The sequence below is a fragment of the Ruegeria sp. HKCCD9138 genome, from assembly GCF_057220975.1.
In genome coordinates this window covers 114,149-128,486 of record NZ_JBWVAZ010000012.1, presented here as the reverse complement: position 1 = coordinate 128,486, position 14,338 = coordinate 114,149, and the positions used below count along the sequence as shown (strand labels likewise).

Sequence of the window (14,338 nt, the reverse complement as noted above, 5' to 3'; positions counted from 1 at the left end):
GTGGGGTTACTCGGCTGCCACGGCAGCCTTGCTGTTGAACCGGTCGATAATTGCGTCGGCGCAATCCCGGCCGTCGCGAATGGCCCAAACCACCAGCGAGGCGCCACGCACGATATCACCGATGGCATAGACGCCGTCCATCTCGGTCTCACCGGTTTGGAACGCGGCCTTGACAGTGCCCCAACGGGTCACAGGCAAGTCGGGCTGACCGAACAGGGTGGGCAGGTCTTCGGGCTCGAACCCCAGAGCCTTGATGACCAGATCGGCCTCTTCCACGTAATCCGCGCCTTCGATGATCTCGGGGGCCTGACGACCCGACGCATCGGGTTGGCCCAGACGCATCTTTTGCACCATCACACCGGACACTTTGTCATCGCCAGTGAACCCTTTGGGCGCGCTCAGCCATTCGAAGATCACGCCTTCTTCCTCGGCATTCTGCGTCTCACGCTGCGAGCCCGGCATGTTGGCCCGGTCACGACGGTAAAGGCACTTGACCGAGGTCGCGCCCTGACGGACCGAGGTTCGAACGCAGTCCATCGCGGTGTCGCCGCCGCCAATGACGACAACTTTCTTACCTTCGGCGTTCAGCCGGCCATTGTCGAAATCCTCAACTTCGTCGCCAAAGCTTTTGCGGTTCGAGGCGGTCAGGAAATCTATGGCTTTCTCGATACCGGCCAGACCGCTGCCGGGCATGGACAGGTCACGGGACTTGTAGACTCCTGTCGCGATGATCACGGCGTCATGTTTGGTACGGATTTCTTCGAATTTGGTGGCATCCACGTCGCAGTTCAGAACGAATTCAACGCCGCCATCCGCCAGCAGATCGTTGCGGCGCTGGACGATGTCCTTTTCCAGCTTGAAGCCCGGAATGCCGTACATCAGCAAGCCACCGGCACGGTCATAGCGGTCATAAACAGTCACCTGGATACCCGCACGACGCAGCATGTCCGCCGCGGCCAGACCTCCCGGGCCACCACCGATGACACCAACGCTTTCGCTGCGCTCGGCAGTCGGTGTCACGGGTTGAATCCAACCTTTGTCCCAGGCCGTGTCGGTGATGTATTTCTCGATCGTACCGATGGTGACAGTACCGTGACCCGACTGTTCAATCACGCAATTGCCTTCGCACAGCCGATCCTGTGGGCAGATACGACCGCAGATCTCGGGGAAAGTGTTGGTGGCCTGGCTGGTTTGATAGGCCTCTTCCAAGCGCCCGGTCGCAGTCAGGCGCAACCAGTCTGGGATGTTATTGTGCAGCGGGCAATGCGACTGACAATATGGCACGCCGCACTGGCTGCAACGGCTGGCCTGCTCGGCCGCCTTTTCAGCCGCGAACTCGGCATAGATTTCGTCAAAGTCTTCCTTGCGGTCATCAGCGGCACGCTTTTCGGGCATGACACGGTCGATCTGCACAAATTTCAGCATCGGTTGCTTGGCCACGGGTCAGACTCCATGAATTGGCTTGGTCGGGTTTCTTTAAGGGATGTCAATTCGAATGAAAAGTCAACTGTGCTGACCTAGTTATACGAAAATTCAGTGCGCGACCCCAAAAATGAGAAATGTCTCACAAATTTAGGTCCGATACGGACCCATATGAATGCTTTTCTTTCTGACACCACACTTATACCCATAAAATCAAACAACACGTGACGGCACCACGGCAGGGCAGATGAGTTTGTTTCAGTTGATTCTCGCGGCAATTATTCAGGGTATTACCGAATTTTTGCCGATCTCGTCCTCGGGACATCTTATCCTTTTGCCCAGCCTGACCGGCATGGACGACCAGGGCCTGACAATAGATGTTGCGGTGCATGTCGGCACGCTGGGCGCTGTTGTTCTGTATTTCTGGGCCGATGTGAAGCAGGCGTTCGCAGGGCTTCCCGACGCTCTGATTGGGAGGCTTGAAACCCCTCAGTCGCGCCTGGCCTTGTGCCTGATCATCGCAACCATACCCACGGTGATTGTCGGGGCAATTCTGCATCTGACGGGCGTCAGCCAGTCCTTGCGCTCCATCACGGTTATCGGATGGACGATGCTGGTATTCGGTCTGCTGCTGTATTGGATGGACCAGAAAGGCCCGCAAACAAAACAAGCGTCTGATTGGGGCATTCGAGACGCAATAATCATGGGGTTGTGGCAGGTGCTGGCCTTGATCCCAGGCACGTCGCGTTCCGGCATTACGATCACGGGCGCACGTCAGCTTGGCTATGCGCGGGAAGATGGCACCCGCATTGCCATGTTGATGTCCATTCCCACGATCCTTGCATCCGGAACCTTGCTGTCCGTGGACGTGATCCGTCAAGCGGACGTACAGTTGGCGAAAGATGGCGCTATAGCCGCGTTCTTTGCCTTCATTGCAGCGTTACTGGCTTTGACGCTGATGATGCGTTTGCTGCGCAGCGTCAGCTTCACGCCCTACGTGATTTACCGCGTGGTACTTGGCGCTGTCCTTCTGATCATCGCCTACAGCTGATCAGATCCGCAGGTTCCCGGCCGAATTCTGGATGTCATCATACTGACCCGCAGGCCGGAATTTCCATAGGTACTCAGGCAATACGGAATCCAATGCAGCCGGCTCGATACCCAAATCGGCGAAGGTCATGGCTCCCTCAGACACGACATTGTCGCGGCGCAGGTTTTTCAGTTGATCCTTCGTCAGGATGTGGTTCGGAAACAGCTGAAAGCTGACGAATTTTGCAATATCCAGTACACCCGCCATGATCTTGCCGATCCAGAAAGGCAAACCGACAATGACACGGCGGCGGTGAATGACCTCCAGCATCTGCTGCATCAACGCCCGGAAAGTCTTGATCTCAGGCCCGCCCAGCTCGTACGTACCAGCGGCCGCGTGCCCCAATACACCCTGAACGGCAGCTTGCGCGACGTCATCCACATAGACTGGCTGAAAACGCGTCTCCGCACCGACCAGGGGCAGAATCGGCCCCAGTCGGGTCATGGCGGCAAAGCGGTTAAAGAACTGATCCTCGGTTCCAAAGATCACCGATGGGCGCAGGATGACCGCACCGGGCATATGGGCCAGCACAGCGGCCTCACCCTCTGCCTTGGTGCGGGAATACTCGCTGTCCGAGTTCGCATCCGCACCAATCGCAGACATGTGCACCATACGGGAAATGCCCCGTTCCGCAGCCAGACGGGCGACCCGCCCGGCCCCTTCAGCCTGAACCTTGTCAAACTCGTTTTTACCCAGTTCGTTCAAAACACCAACGCAATTGACCACGGCATCGACCCCGTGCATCGCCATGGCGACCGAGGCGTCATCGCGAATGTTGCAGAGAATGGGTTCGACCTGGCCCACGACACCGTAAGGTTTGACGAACATCGCCTCGTTGGGGCGTCGCACCGCAACCCGCACGCGCCATCCTTCATTTGCCATACGTCGGGCGATATAACGGCCGACAAATCCCGATCCACCGTAAATCGTGACCATTTTGGACATGATGGGGCTCCTGTAGCGAGGGTCTTGCTTCGATCTACCGCTCCACGGGCCGGCAAACAAGGCGCAATAACGCCGCGCAGCAGGGAAAAGAACCGAGTGTTCAAGGTGCTTTTGGCCTGGCGTCAAAAAACTTTCAATTTTCCACCCGAATCCGGTTGACGCCCCCCGCCAGTAGGCTTAAACGCCCCTCCACGACACCTGCCCAGGTGGCGGAATTGGTAGACGCGCTAGCTTCAGGTGCTAGTGTCCGTATGGACGTGGAGGTTCGAGTCCTCTCCTGGGCACCATTTCTTCCGAACATAAATGCTCATAAATGCTCAATTTCATTGAATTTTTGATCTTATTCCGAGCAACCTTCTGAACAATGAACCCCACTTGAACGCCACAATTTGGCATACCAAATTGGGCGACTGGGTGTCCGTTTAGATGTGAAATCCCGCGCCTGCTTGTCGGATGTTAAAATATTGAAAACAAAGGCAAAAGACAAACACCACAAGTCGCAAATTTTACTTTGATTTTGGCAATGTTGCGGCCCAATGGCTTTGGGCTTTTGCGTCGAAAATACCACAAAAAGTAAAAAATAACGCACAGTCGCACGCTGCAAAAACGTGTGCGCCTTTAACGCTGAAGCACTCTCGAAAGTCATCAACCGGGCAGTGTTGTCGGATAAGCGAAAAACTGGTCGAATTGCCTGATTGTCCGACGAATGAGCAAGGTAAGGTGCGATTAAGATGGAAGCCTCGCTTCAGCTGATTGCAACAACTTTATTGGTGAAATGCGAGTATCAAATGGAGAGAGCCTGAAAAGGATGGTGATTCCGGAAAGCTTCCGAAGCCGCAGGTGGTATTGTATTGGGACTACTGGTTCGGTTTTGGCCAGTTAATGCTGTAGGTATTGATGCCGGATGGTCTGCGCCTCTACTACCTTCCTCTCTCTGGACTCCTGCTACGCTGCAGCAACAATCACCAGCGGGTGCTGACGCCAGGAAATTTCGGAAAAAAGAGTAATAAAGCTCAGTAAATCTGTCGAAAACTGACGGGGAAATCGCGGTGCCTACAGTTGACTATAGATTTTTATGCATCCACAGACTTTGAAAAACAGCATGCCAACATATCGCACACGCGGCCAGTGCGACAGGTAAGAATGTGTATCGCACTGAAATCGCGTCGACGTCAGTAAATACAACCAACAGCGTTGCGGGCGCGACACCCAGCCACATCAAAGCGGCGAGACAATTGCCCCACCAGTTGGTCGTCAGAGCACCGCCTCTGATCAAGAAAAGTGCAGCAGGCGCAAGAAGTGTACATTCATAGTACCAGAAATAAGGGGCTGAAAGCATGATCGCCAATAACAGGGTCGCGGCCCGAAGATCGAATTCGATCTTGGGATTGTGCCACGCGACCGCAACAAAAACTGCGGCCAGCGCAGCCACCAACCACTGAGCTGCAAGCGCCCAGGGCTCAGGTATTCCGATCCCGGAGAGAGCCGAGTAAATGCTTGTCATCAGGTCATTTTCAGCACTGGCGGTCCTTACGATCGTGAGATGAAGTTGGTTCAGTTCCTGGAAGTCTGTCCAGTAATCGACGCCGAGGATTAACGTCGGCACTGCCAAAATGAGCAACGTCGTGACAGTGGCTGCGGCAATTGTTCGCCATGCAGAACACGCCAACAATGCAATCGGAATCATCAGACCGAGTTGCGGCTTGAGCGTCAGAATTCCAATCAAGACGCCCGCCATGATCGGTCTGTTATCCCGCAGCGACGCCAGGGCAGCTAACAAAGTGGCGAACCACAAAACGCTGGTTTGGCCCATCAGGAGTGACGGCAGCATTGCCGGCGCGAGAGCAAAGCCAATCCAAACGGGTATAATGCCGCCAGAAAATGGTCGAACCGCAGCCAACATCGCCAATACAGAAAGAACGAGAAATACTAGCCAAGCCACTGGAAACGTAAAAGCTCCGAGCGGCATCAGCGCGATCAGAAAACCGGGCGGATACAACCAGGGCATCCATTTTTCGTCACGAATGCCGTGAACCGACGCCAATTGCTCTATGTCGAATGCCGCCAGAGGTTCGCCTAGAAAGGCAAGGCGCGCCGCAGCCCAGAAAACCCGAAAGTCTATCGAGATAGCATTGGTGCCGTTCTCTATCAGCTCCCACCACGTGACACCGACCCACATTGCGCAGATTGCCAGAACCAGGGCCGGACCCAATGTACCCAACTGCCAACTGCGGCGTGTATCAAAGGCCTCAAGACGCCGTGATGCTGCGTCAGAGGAAAAGGTGCCATTCTGCCTGGTGTTTTCCATTATCCACACTGCTCATCATTCGGCGCCAGGGTCTAGGCAAAGGTGGCATTTCGGTCGAGCCTATTGGTGCCTCCGGTTGCTCGGGACTTTATCGCGCTATTGAAAGGCTCGCTACGGCGAAGTGCGCTTAAAGATGTGTGCGTTCGCTTATGATTGGCCGGTCGCCGCAGAGTCTAGCCAGATTCTCAAACATTTGCGCAAAACACTTTTTCGAATCCACATTGCAAAGCAATTGCATAGTACGGTTCGAGACGTGCCAGTTGCACCCCGTTCAGCCGGAACAATCGCTCACATCTTCCTCATCATCACGCAGCTTGAGCTCCACACGCACTGTAGATATGCTCATAATGTTGCGCTTTCATCACTGATTTCATTGAAGAAAACCTTGAGTTTTCGCCCATAGATTTGCACGGTATTTGCGCATAACTTTGCACGATTAGCCCAAAAGCTTGCACTCCAACTCGAAAGCACTCTGGCTTCTGTCCTTAGGTGCTCGAAAAAGTGACCCAAAGCCAGCGCCTAACAGCTTTAAGCGCATCTAAGGCAGCATGTCTCAATGCTGGGTTGCAGTAAATATACTAAAGACTATCGACAACAAACCTGAACCGATGTCCGGCTTAAGACACCGGTTACCGCGTCGTCTCCCAAGCGATTAGTGGAGGTCGACCGGATGTCGACCCTGTGAACGTCATCGAGCACAAAGGCTCCAAGCCAAGGCTATGCTCTGTGAGACACTCGAAAAGCAACGCCTTAACAGTCTCCGATCTTCTCGTGCTCGTTCTTTAACCGTCTAAAAGAACTGATTGTTTTGACGCCTTGGCACCCCGAATACTTGTCGAAAACGGTAGTCCGCAATGGCGCCCGGTTGTTCTAGTTTTCTTTTCTCCAAGTCATATAACCAGTCAACGCACCCATGGGGGTTGATTTAGTACGACTTCGTATTATTTAGTTCGATATCGTACTATTGGAGAACCAAGATGCCAAACAGAAGACGTTTTCTAAAAATTCTAGGTGGAGGCACGATACTAGCGGCAACGGGCGCGGTTGGGTTCCTCTCCACGCGAACGCCCCATATTGCTCTGGCACCGTGGACGCCAAAACCGTATGACGATCCCCGCAAAGCCGCTTTGTCTTACGCAATTCTCGCCCCCAACCCGCATAATTTGCAACCTTGGCTAGTCGAGTTGGTGGGTCAAGACAAAGTGCGCATCCACCGTGATACTGATCGCGAGCTTCCAGAAACCGATCCTTATCACCGTCAGCTCTATATTGGCCTCGGTGCATTTGTTGAGACGATGGTTCTGGCGGCAGGTGCTCTTGGGTTTGATTCCGATGTCAAGTTACTGCCTGATGGTGATGACGGACCAATCGCAGAAGCAGTGTTTGTGCCTGGCGGAGTACCCGATCCACTCTCAGATCAAATCCTCAACCGACATTCCAACAAAGAACCGTACACTGAGCAGCGCCTCTCTACCGCCCAAATGTCTGCGCTTGGAAACTTTGCCACTTTGATTACCGATGACGAATTGGCGGCCCGTATTCGAGACCTCACGAAACGCGCCTTTGAAATCGAAATGCGAACGCCGCAGACCCTGAAAGAATCCGTCGACCTGATGCGGATCGGGAAAGCAGAAATCAACGCCAACCCAGACGGGATTGAATTGCGCGATCCCATGCTGGAAACGCTGCGGCTTACCGGTTTTCTCGATAATGAGACCCTGATGAACGTTGATCACCCCGGCACTCAGGCACACATGCAAGACTACTTCTCAATGCTAGACGCGACGCCGCAATACGCAGTCCTCACAACCGCCACAAATATGCGAAGCGATCAACTCGATGCCGGGCGTCGGTTGATGCGTTTCTACCTGAAGACAACCGAAATGGGCCTAGGCGTTCATCCGGTCAGTCAGGCCCTTCAGGAATATCCCGAGATGGCTGATGAATACGCTCTGGCTCATGAGCTTCTTGCGTCACCGGGCCACACGGTGCAAATGTTGCTGCGTTTGGGGTATGGACCCGAGCCAATTGCCACACCCCGCTGGCCGCTGGAGACACGAATTCTGAATGAAGCCTGAAGATGAGACCAACGAAGTCTACCGGTTCTTCACCGAGGTCGGGATCATTAATCAGCTGATCTCGACCAAGCTTGAAGCGTTCTTGCCTGGTCGAATGACAGCGACTCAATTTGGAATTTTAGGCCACCTTGTCCGGCGTCCCGAGGGAGAAACTCCACTACAGCTATCGAACGCTTTTCAAGTGCCCAAGACATCGATGACGCATATGCTCGCCAGCCTTGAAAACCAAGCCCTGATTACCCTTGAAGCCAACCCCTATGACAAGCGTTCGAAAATTGCCCGGTCCACGCCGCAAGGCGCTGAGTTTTTGAGCGCGTGTATGGAGCAGATGTCGGAAGCCCTAGGTCCAGTTCTGTCCGATCTCGGGTCCGATCCATTTCACAATTCGCTGCCGAATCTGACGCGGATACGAGAAGCATTGGACAGCGAACGGGACTAGGCAAAAACCGGCGCTAGCCAGAATACGTAGCCAAATTCTTAGAACATCATGCAATCTCCGCCCGGGGGAAGCGGCGGTGATCCTTCAGGCAAGGTGGGTGTGTAGTCAAATGTCACAATCTTCGCGCCACCGTCGAATGCCACGAAAAGTTGGTTGGATCCTGGCCTAATGGCGATGCCTTCCGGATCGGTTCCGAACTCCAACAAGCTTTGCTGGGCGAGCAGTTGGCCATCAGCCGTGAACTCATACAGGCTGTTTGACCCTTCCAAGTCATCAACAATCAACATGTGACCGGTGCGTGGGTCAATCGCGATCCCTTGTGCCTCGCTCAAGGGGGGAGAGAGCTTCATGGTATCCAACCTCGCCGTCAAAGCACCCTCTGAAGTGAACCAGGACAACCGTTCCGGGTCATCTTCTACGGTCACGATGTGCCCCTTGGCATTGATCGCGATCCCTTCGGTATCCGCAAATCCACCTTCAAGTTCAAATGGTGCTCCTAAAGTGACTCCTTCCTTAGTGACACGTTGGAGGCTGCCAAGACCGTCGCCTACCAACAAGTGAGCCCCTTCAATAGCAATTGCTTTGATACGGAAGAGATCGCCGGATATGCGGCGCAACTCATCACCTTGCAATGTAACGAGAATGGCCTCGGGCCCCTCGTTCGCAATCCACAACCCACAAAACGTCGGATCGTAGTCAAGACTTGCGGGTTGGTTGAGCTCATAGCGCCCCGTTTCGCGCAGCTGCAATGCCACGACTGGATTGGACACGGTGCAGAGCAACAAGGCGATGGTCCTTGCAAACACTCAGAATGCCCCTAAAAACTGCTTCAGAAAGGTGGATCGGTGTCGCGAAGAGTCAATGCAAAGAACGCATAAACTCCTAAAAGCAATCGCATCACTTAGCCTGATCAGAGAGACTGAGGACACGAAAAATCTGCACAGGATTACCGATGCCCTTCATCTTTCTTTCTCCCAGTTCTTCTGTCTCTACATACTCTTCTATGTCTAAAACCGCACGTTGGTTCAAAAGGATCTGCCCGTCGATGGCAAAATCGCAAAGCCTCGATGCGGTGATCACCACGCCGCCGATAGCGGTGTATCCCGATCAGGATACCGCCTCCCAACATGAGGGCGAGAAATGCTATGCGAATCAACCAATTCGACATTGTAGGATAGCTTTCAGCAGTCCTTGGTCGTCACGTTCACAAGTGCTTCGGAAGAGAAGGTCGCAGTACTGGTCTCATCCGCATCGATATACGACACCCTGGCGCCTTCGATCTCCGACCCCGTTACGGTGATTTCGCGTTGCCCGATAGTGTCATCTACATCGATGGTGAAGGCGAGTTTGTCCCCGGCTTCGAGGGATGCAATCTCAAGTTCAATTGTATCTTGCCCGTCCACGACCGCCGGAATTTGCCGCAGAGCATCCGCACCCTCAACGAATTCGAGAGGTTGGAAAACCTCTACACCCGCGCCTTTTTCGGTAACGTCGAAAATCAGACGTCCGGCGGATTGCGACAAGTAAATTTTGAGGGTCGAGGCTTCTACTTCGCACGTTCCGACATTTGTCAGAACAAAACGGTCCTTGGGTGCGCCTTCTATAAAGCGAATTTGTACACCAGCTTGAAGCGAAGTAGCTGCAAGTAATCCAAGGGTCGCCGCAAGAATACTCTTTGGGAGCATATTTATTTCCTTGCTGAAGGGTTCCTATAGATACGCTTCGGCGGGATTCTTGGATCAGACTTATGGCCTTTGACTATGGTGGTTCAGCCGACAGGAACATTCGAAGTTCCATGCACCACTGTCAGAAGGGTTAAGTCAAAACATGCCATTGTCATTCTCGCTGTTTGCTGGAACTTCCTGAAGAACGTCCCAGTGTTCGACAACCTTACCATCAGCATCCAAGCGAAAAATGTCGATCCCTGCGTACTCGAGACCATCAGGCCAGATTTGATGGCAATGCAGAATAACGTGGTCGTCTTCAGCAAAGGCACGTTTGATGTCCACGCGCTTTCCCGGGTATTCGGCGGCCATGCGCTCGAAGTACTCGACAAAGGCTTGCTTGCCGTCGCCAACATGTGGGTTGTGCTGCGCATAGGTTTCACCAACAAAGGTCGCTATGGCCTCGGCTGGTCGACACGCGTTGAACATCATTTCGTAAAAAGCGATGACGTTTTTCTTGTTTGTTTCGATATCCGGCATGCTGATCTCCAAATCGACGTTTGTACCGCCCCAAAATGTTGGCCCACGTAATTCCTGGAAATAAGCCGGCAAGCATCTCGACCACTAATCGGCAAGACGTTTCGATCTTGGTTATGCGGCCCGACTATTCCGAGGGTTTGCCACTTACCCGGTTTCTTCGAAGTCTATATGAATATGATTTCCATCAGGATCGGCCAAATGGATTTGGACTATTCGAGCCCCCGGGACGTCAGTTTTGCGATACTGGGTCTGACTCGAGATCAGCTTTTCCTCGAATGCGTCCAACCCCGTGGCTGAGAGCGCAAAATGTTCGAGCTTTAGCTTCACTTCGGAGCCGACATTGGGCGTTCCTTCATGACCCACAAGGTGGACCACAGCGTGGTCACCCGCATACAACCATGCTCCGGGGAACGGAAAATCGGGGCGGGCCCCAGGTTTCAAACCCAGGACCTCTTCATACCAGGCGACCATGTCAGGCAACCTGGTCGTTACTATGTTCACGTGATCCAGCCGTTCAATTCTCATCTAGAATCCCTCAAGCACGAGCTTTCCTTTGGCTTTCCCGCTTTCAAGGATCGTATGCGCTTTCATTAAGTTTGTAGCATTGATCCGACCAAGTGTATCCGTTGCCGTGGATCTGATCTTTCCATCGTCTATCAACCCGGCGACCTGATTCAGGATTTCACTTTGACGGCTCAAATCGCTAGTCCCAAAAAGCGAACGGGTGTACATGAACTCCCAATGTATTGAGATCGACTTGGGTTTGAACGGCGCAATGTCGAAGGTTTCTGGATCGTCTATCAACCCAAAACGACCTTGGGGTGTCATCACCTCTCCAGCTTGAGATGCATACAGTTGGGAATGGTTCGTTGAGTAGATAAAATCAACGCTTTCGATACCGAGCGCATCGACCTGCGGTCCCAAAGGTTCAGCATGGTTGATGACATGGTGGGCACCCAACTCTCGAACCCAGTCTTGTGTCTCGGGTCGAGAAGCAGTGGCAATCACCGTCAAGTCAGTGAGAGCTCGGGCCAATTGAATGGTAGTTGACCCGACACCGCCTGCGCCGCCTATAATCAGCAACGTATTGGTTCCGCCGGGAACGGCATCTTGGACTCGCAAGCGGTCGAACAGCATCTCATAAGCAGTAAGCGTCGTAAGCGGCATCGCCGCTGCCGCTGTCGCTGTTATGGATTTTGGCGCGGCTCCCACAATACGTTCATCTACCAGATGAAACTCGGCATTGGTTCCCGGTCGGTTGATCGCCCCTGCATACCAAACTGTATCTCCCGGACGGAAAGTCTCAACCGTTTCGCCAACTGCTTCGACGATCCCTACTGCGTCCCACCCCAGAATATCAGGTGCTGGACCTACAGGAGCACGTCTTTGCCGAATCTTCGTATCGACCGGGTTTACTGACACGGCCTGCACTTTCACCAATAAGTCGCGCCCCTTCGGCGTCGGTTTGTCGGCCTCGAAGTCAACCAGGGCGTCCGCCCGATCAATCGACCCTGTCTCACGGTATCCGACGGCTTTCATGGCGTGCTCCTTTGTCCGGTTCTGTATCAACCGATGACTGTCATTTCATTCAAAGTGAATTCCGCAACGGCGCCTTCGGTTGCTTCCAGGTAAGCCGCAAGGTGCTGAGCACTCATGTGGGTTTGCCAAAGCTCTCGGCTTTCCCAATTTTCGTAGAACACGAAATGAGCCGGGTTGTCGTTGTCCTGGTGCAGGTCGTAGTTAATGCAACCCTCTTCGGCACGGGTTATGTCGATGAGCTTGATCAGCTCGGCCTTTACGAGGTCAATCTTGTCGGGGTTGGCTTTGATGTTGGCGACGATTGTCAGCTTGGCCATTGGAATATGTTCCTTGTGTTCTTGAGTGATGCGCTAGATTTACGCCGCAGAAGTTTCGGGATAAACAGGTCTGGATCGAACATATAATCCGGAATTTCCGTTTAATGCTTTTAGACAATCTTCGCTTGTTTCTGACCATAGCCGAGAAAGGCAGTCTGGTGGCCGCGGCGCGCGAGACAGGGTTGTCGAGTACAACAGTGTCCGAGCGGCTCGCGGCTCTGGAGGCACATTACGGTGTGGTTTTGTTCAACCGCACCACCCGTTCTATCAGCTTGACCGAAGAAGGTCGGACACTCGCTGATGGAGCAAGAATCGTTCTCAGTGAGGTTGCGGACCTGGATACACTTGTTCGGCACGGCGCCGAAACTCTGTCTGGTCCAATTCGCATAAGCGCGCCGATTGACTTGGGGCGGAGCATTGTCTCCAAGGTAATTGCCGAATTCACCGAAGAGAACCCCGCCGTCTCAATCGAACTGTCCCTCTCTGACGGCTATGTCGACCTTGTCGGCCAGGGTTTCGACCTCGCCGTTCGCTTCGGCAACATTACGGACAGCTCGCTCAGGTTGCGAAATCTAGGAAGCTACCAACGTTTCGTATGTGCATCCCCAAGTTACCTGGCCTCATTCGGAACGCCCGATAAACCAGAAGAGCTATTGAACCACAACTGCTTGGTGATGAGGTTTGGGGACATCATTGACAACGTTTGGGAGTTTGGATCAGGGCCAAATGCCCAGCGCGTTTCGGTAAAGGGAAATCGAATAGTCAATGATGGTTCACTCATCCGCGATTGGGCGATTGCAGGCCATGGGGTCGTAATGAAGTCCGAGCTGGATGTCGGCGACGATGTTCGATCTGGCAGACTTGTTTCTGTCTTGCGCGATTTCCTTCCACCGCCGAAACCTTTGCAAATGATGTTTCCGCCGAGCCGAGCCCAACCACGTCGCGTAACGGCCTTGGCCGAGCATTTGCGTCGCAAATTTGGTGTGAGTTGAGGCCGCACGGGAAGACACTAATCTGACAGCCGCTATGTTTGCTCTATGAACTTCAAAGTCGCGTTTGCCAGCTCTCTGCCAGCATCTTCTTGAATGAAATGCCCGGCTTTTGGCACAACGATATGATTTTGACCAACTGCCCCAGGGATCGACTTTTGGAACAGTTTGTCTACGCCCGCCATGACCCTATCGTCTTCTCCAAAAACAGTCAGAAAAGGTGTGTCGAGGGTCTTGAGGGTTTCCCATGCGGCTCGGTTGGCTTCTGAAGCTGGATTGTCAGGCGAGTCGGGCACCAACACTGGAAATTCTCGGGCGCCTGCCAGATAGCGCGCATCCGGGAATGGTGCGTTGTAGGCTGCAACCTCTTCATCGGAAATCTTGGAAGTTGTGCCACCGAATACGATGCGTCCCGAATTAAATTCAGGTACGGATTGTGAGTATTCCCGCCATGAAAGAAATGCGTCGCCCAAGGGCACGTCACCGGTGGGCAAGGCCGTGTTCGCCACGACCACACGGGAGAAACGCTCGGGCATACTCGCAACCAGCCGCAAGCCAATGAGTCCGCCCCAGTCCTGGCAAACCAATGTGATGCCCGTCAGGTCAACTTTCTGCAACCACTCGGATATCCAGTCTACATGGCGTTGGTAGGTGTAGTCGGATCGCTCAATTGGCTTGTCCGACCGTCCAAACCCAATCAAATCAGGAGCTAGAACTCGATGGCCCGCATCTTTGAATAACGGAATCATGTGCCGATACAGGAAGCACCAGGTTGGCTCTCCATGCATCAACAATACGGGCGGTGCCTGTTTCGGTCCCTCGTCCAAATAGTGCAGACGGAGAAGACCGCCCTCGGTATCATCCACATCAAGATAGTTCGGCCCAAATTCAAAATCTGGCAATCCGTCAAACCGTTGGTCCGGTGTACGAAGGAACTTCATCGTGAACTCTCCAAAAATGCCAACGGTCTTGGTCCAACAACAGTGATCGATAAAACTAAAACGGTC

The 14,338-nt window shown here is 53.5% G+C and carries 15 protein-coding genes and 1 tRNA gene; 5 read left to right on the top strand and 11 right to left on the bottom strand.

All coding sequences use genetic code 11. The annotated features are described in order from the left end of the window. Window positions 1-6: 6 nt before the first annotated feature. Entirely contained in the window at window positions 7-1,440 is a 1,434-nt protein-coding gene (locus tag AC2TEL_RS18485; protein ID WP_480844508.1) for an NAD(P)-dependent oxidoreductase, read from the bottom strand. A 229-nt stretch (window positions 1,441-1,669) separates the two neighbouring features. On the opposite strand from AC2TEL_RS18485, the gene AC2TEL_RS18480 reads away from it, so the two are divergent. Continuing rightward, a complete protein-coding gene (locus AC2TEL_RS18480) occupies window positions 1,670-2,473 on the top strand; it encodes an undecaprenyl-diphosphate phosphatase (RefSeq protein WP_480844509.1) in 804 nt (267 codons plus the stop codon). Here AC2TEL_RS18480 and AC2TEL_RS18475 read toward each other — a convergent pair whose 3' ends face one another. Further along, window positions 2,474-3,457 (bottom strand): complex I NDUFA9 subunit family protein, encoded by a 984-nt coding sequence (locus AC2TEL_RS18475; protein ID WP_480906023.1) that lies wholly within the window; start codon window positions 3,455-3,457, stop codon window positions 2,474-2,476. Window positions 3,458-3,657: 200 nt separating this feature from the next. On the opposite strand from AC2TEL_RS18475, the gene AC2TEL_RS18470 reads away from it, so the two are divergent. Next, window positions 3,658-3,744, top strand: a tRNA-Leu gene (locus AC2TEL_RS18470). Window positions 3,745-4,520: 776 nt separating this feature from the next. Here the strand turns inward: AC2TEL_RS18470 and AC2TEL_RS18465 are convergent. Next, window positions 4,521-5,765, bottom strand: a complete 1,245-nt coding sequence (locus AC2TEL_RS18465; RefSeq protein WP_480906020.1) for a glycosyltransferase family 87 protein — start codon at window positions 5,763-5,765, stop codon at window positions 4,521-4,523. 977 nt (window positions 5,766-6,742) lie between these two features. On the opposite strand from AC2TEL_RS18465, the gene AC2TEL_RS18460 reads away from it, so the two are divergent. Next, window positions 6,743-7,843 (top strand): Acg family FMN-binding oxidoreductase, encoded by a 1,101-nt coding sequence (locus AC2TEL_RS18460; protein ID WP_480863081.1) that lies wholly within the window; start codon window positions 6,743-6,745, stop codon window positions 7,841-7,843. Beyond that, the gene (locus AC2TEL_RS18455; RefSeq protein WP_480863079.1) at window positions 7,833-8,282 is read left to right on the top strand and encodes a MarR family winged helix-turn-helix transcriptional regulator; all 450 of its coding nucleotides are present in this window, start codon (window positions 7,833-7,835) and stop codon (window positions 8,280-8,282) included. The genes AC2TEL_RS18460 and AC2TEL_RS18455 overlap by 11 nt, the downstream gene beginning before the upstream one ends. A 38-nt stretch (window positions 8,283-8,320) precedes the next feature. Here the strand turns inward: AC2TEL_RS18455 and AC2TEL_RS18450 are convergent, their stop codons facing one another. From AC2TEL_RS18450 to AC2TEL_RS18420, 7 genes are all read right to left on the bottom strand, one after another. Continuing rightward, complete coding sequence (locus AC2TEL_RS18450; protein WP_480906017.1) at window positions 8,321-9,088, bottom strand: hypothetical protein; 768 nt, start codon at window positions 9,086-9,088, stop codon at window positions 8,321-8,323. 91 nt (window positions 9,089-9,179) lie between these two features. Then, window positions 9,180-9,362, bottom strand: a complete 183-nt coding sequence (locus tag AC2TEL_RS18445) for a hypothetical protein (RefSeq protein WP_480906015.1) — start codon at window positions 9,360-9,362, stop codon at window positions 9,180-9,182. Window positions 9,363-9,463: 101 nt separating this feature from the next. After that, entirely contained in the window at window positions 9,464-9,967 is a 504-nt protein-coding gene (locus AC2TEL_RS18440; RefSeq protein ID WP_480906012.1) for an aggregation factor core, read from the bottom strand. A gap of 135 nt (window positions 9,968-10,102) precedes the next feature. Further along, window positions 10,103-10,486, bottom strand: a complete 384-nt coding sequence (locus AC2TEL_RS18435; RefSeq protein WP_480906009.1) for a nuclear transport factor 2 family protein — start codon at window positions 10,484-10,486, stop codon at window positions 10,103-10,105. A 144-nt stretch (window positions 10,487-10,630) separates the two neighbouring features. Further along, the gene (locus AC2TEL_RS18430) at window positions 10,631-11,011 is read right to left on the bottom strand and encodes a VOC family protein (RefSeq protein WP_480844518.1); all 381 of its coding nucleotides are present in this window, start codon (window positions 11,009-11,011) and stop codon (window positions 10,631-10,633) included. Next, window positions 11,012-12,025, bottom strand: a complete 1,014-nt coding sequence (locus AC2TEL_RS18425) for a zinc-binding alcohol dehydrogenase family protein (protein WP_480906006.1) — start codon at window positions 12,023-12,025, stop codon at window positions 11,012-11,014. Between the two features lie 26 nt (window positions 12,026-12,051). Further along, window positions 12,052-12,342, bottom strand: a complete 291-nt coding sequence (locus tag AC2TEL_RS18420; protein ID WP_155146617.1) for a putative quinol monooxygenase — start codon at window positions 12,340-12,342, stop codon at window positions 12,052-12,054. Window positions 12,343-12,446: 104 nt separating this feature from the next. Here AC2TEL_RS18420 and AC2TEL_RS18415 point away from each other — a divergent pair, with 104 nt between their 5' ends. Continuing rightward, window positions 12,447-13,334 (top strand): LysR family transcriptional regulator, encoded by an 888-nt coding sequence (locus AC2TEL_RS18415; RefSeq protein WP_480906003.1) that lies wholly within the window; start codon window positions 12,447-12,449, stop codon window positions 13,332-13,334. Window positions 13,335-13,366: 32 nt separating this feature from the next. Here the strand turns inward: AC2TEL_RS18415 and AC2TEL_RS18410 are convergent, their stop codons facing one another. Further along, window positions 13,367-14,272 (bottom strand): haloalkane dehalogenase, encoded by a 906-nt coding sequence (locus AC2TEL_RS18410; RefSeq protein ID WP_480906000.1) that lies wholly within the window; start codon window positions 14,270-14,272, stop codon window positions 13,367-13,369. Window positions 14,273-14,338 lie beyond the last annotated feature (66 nt).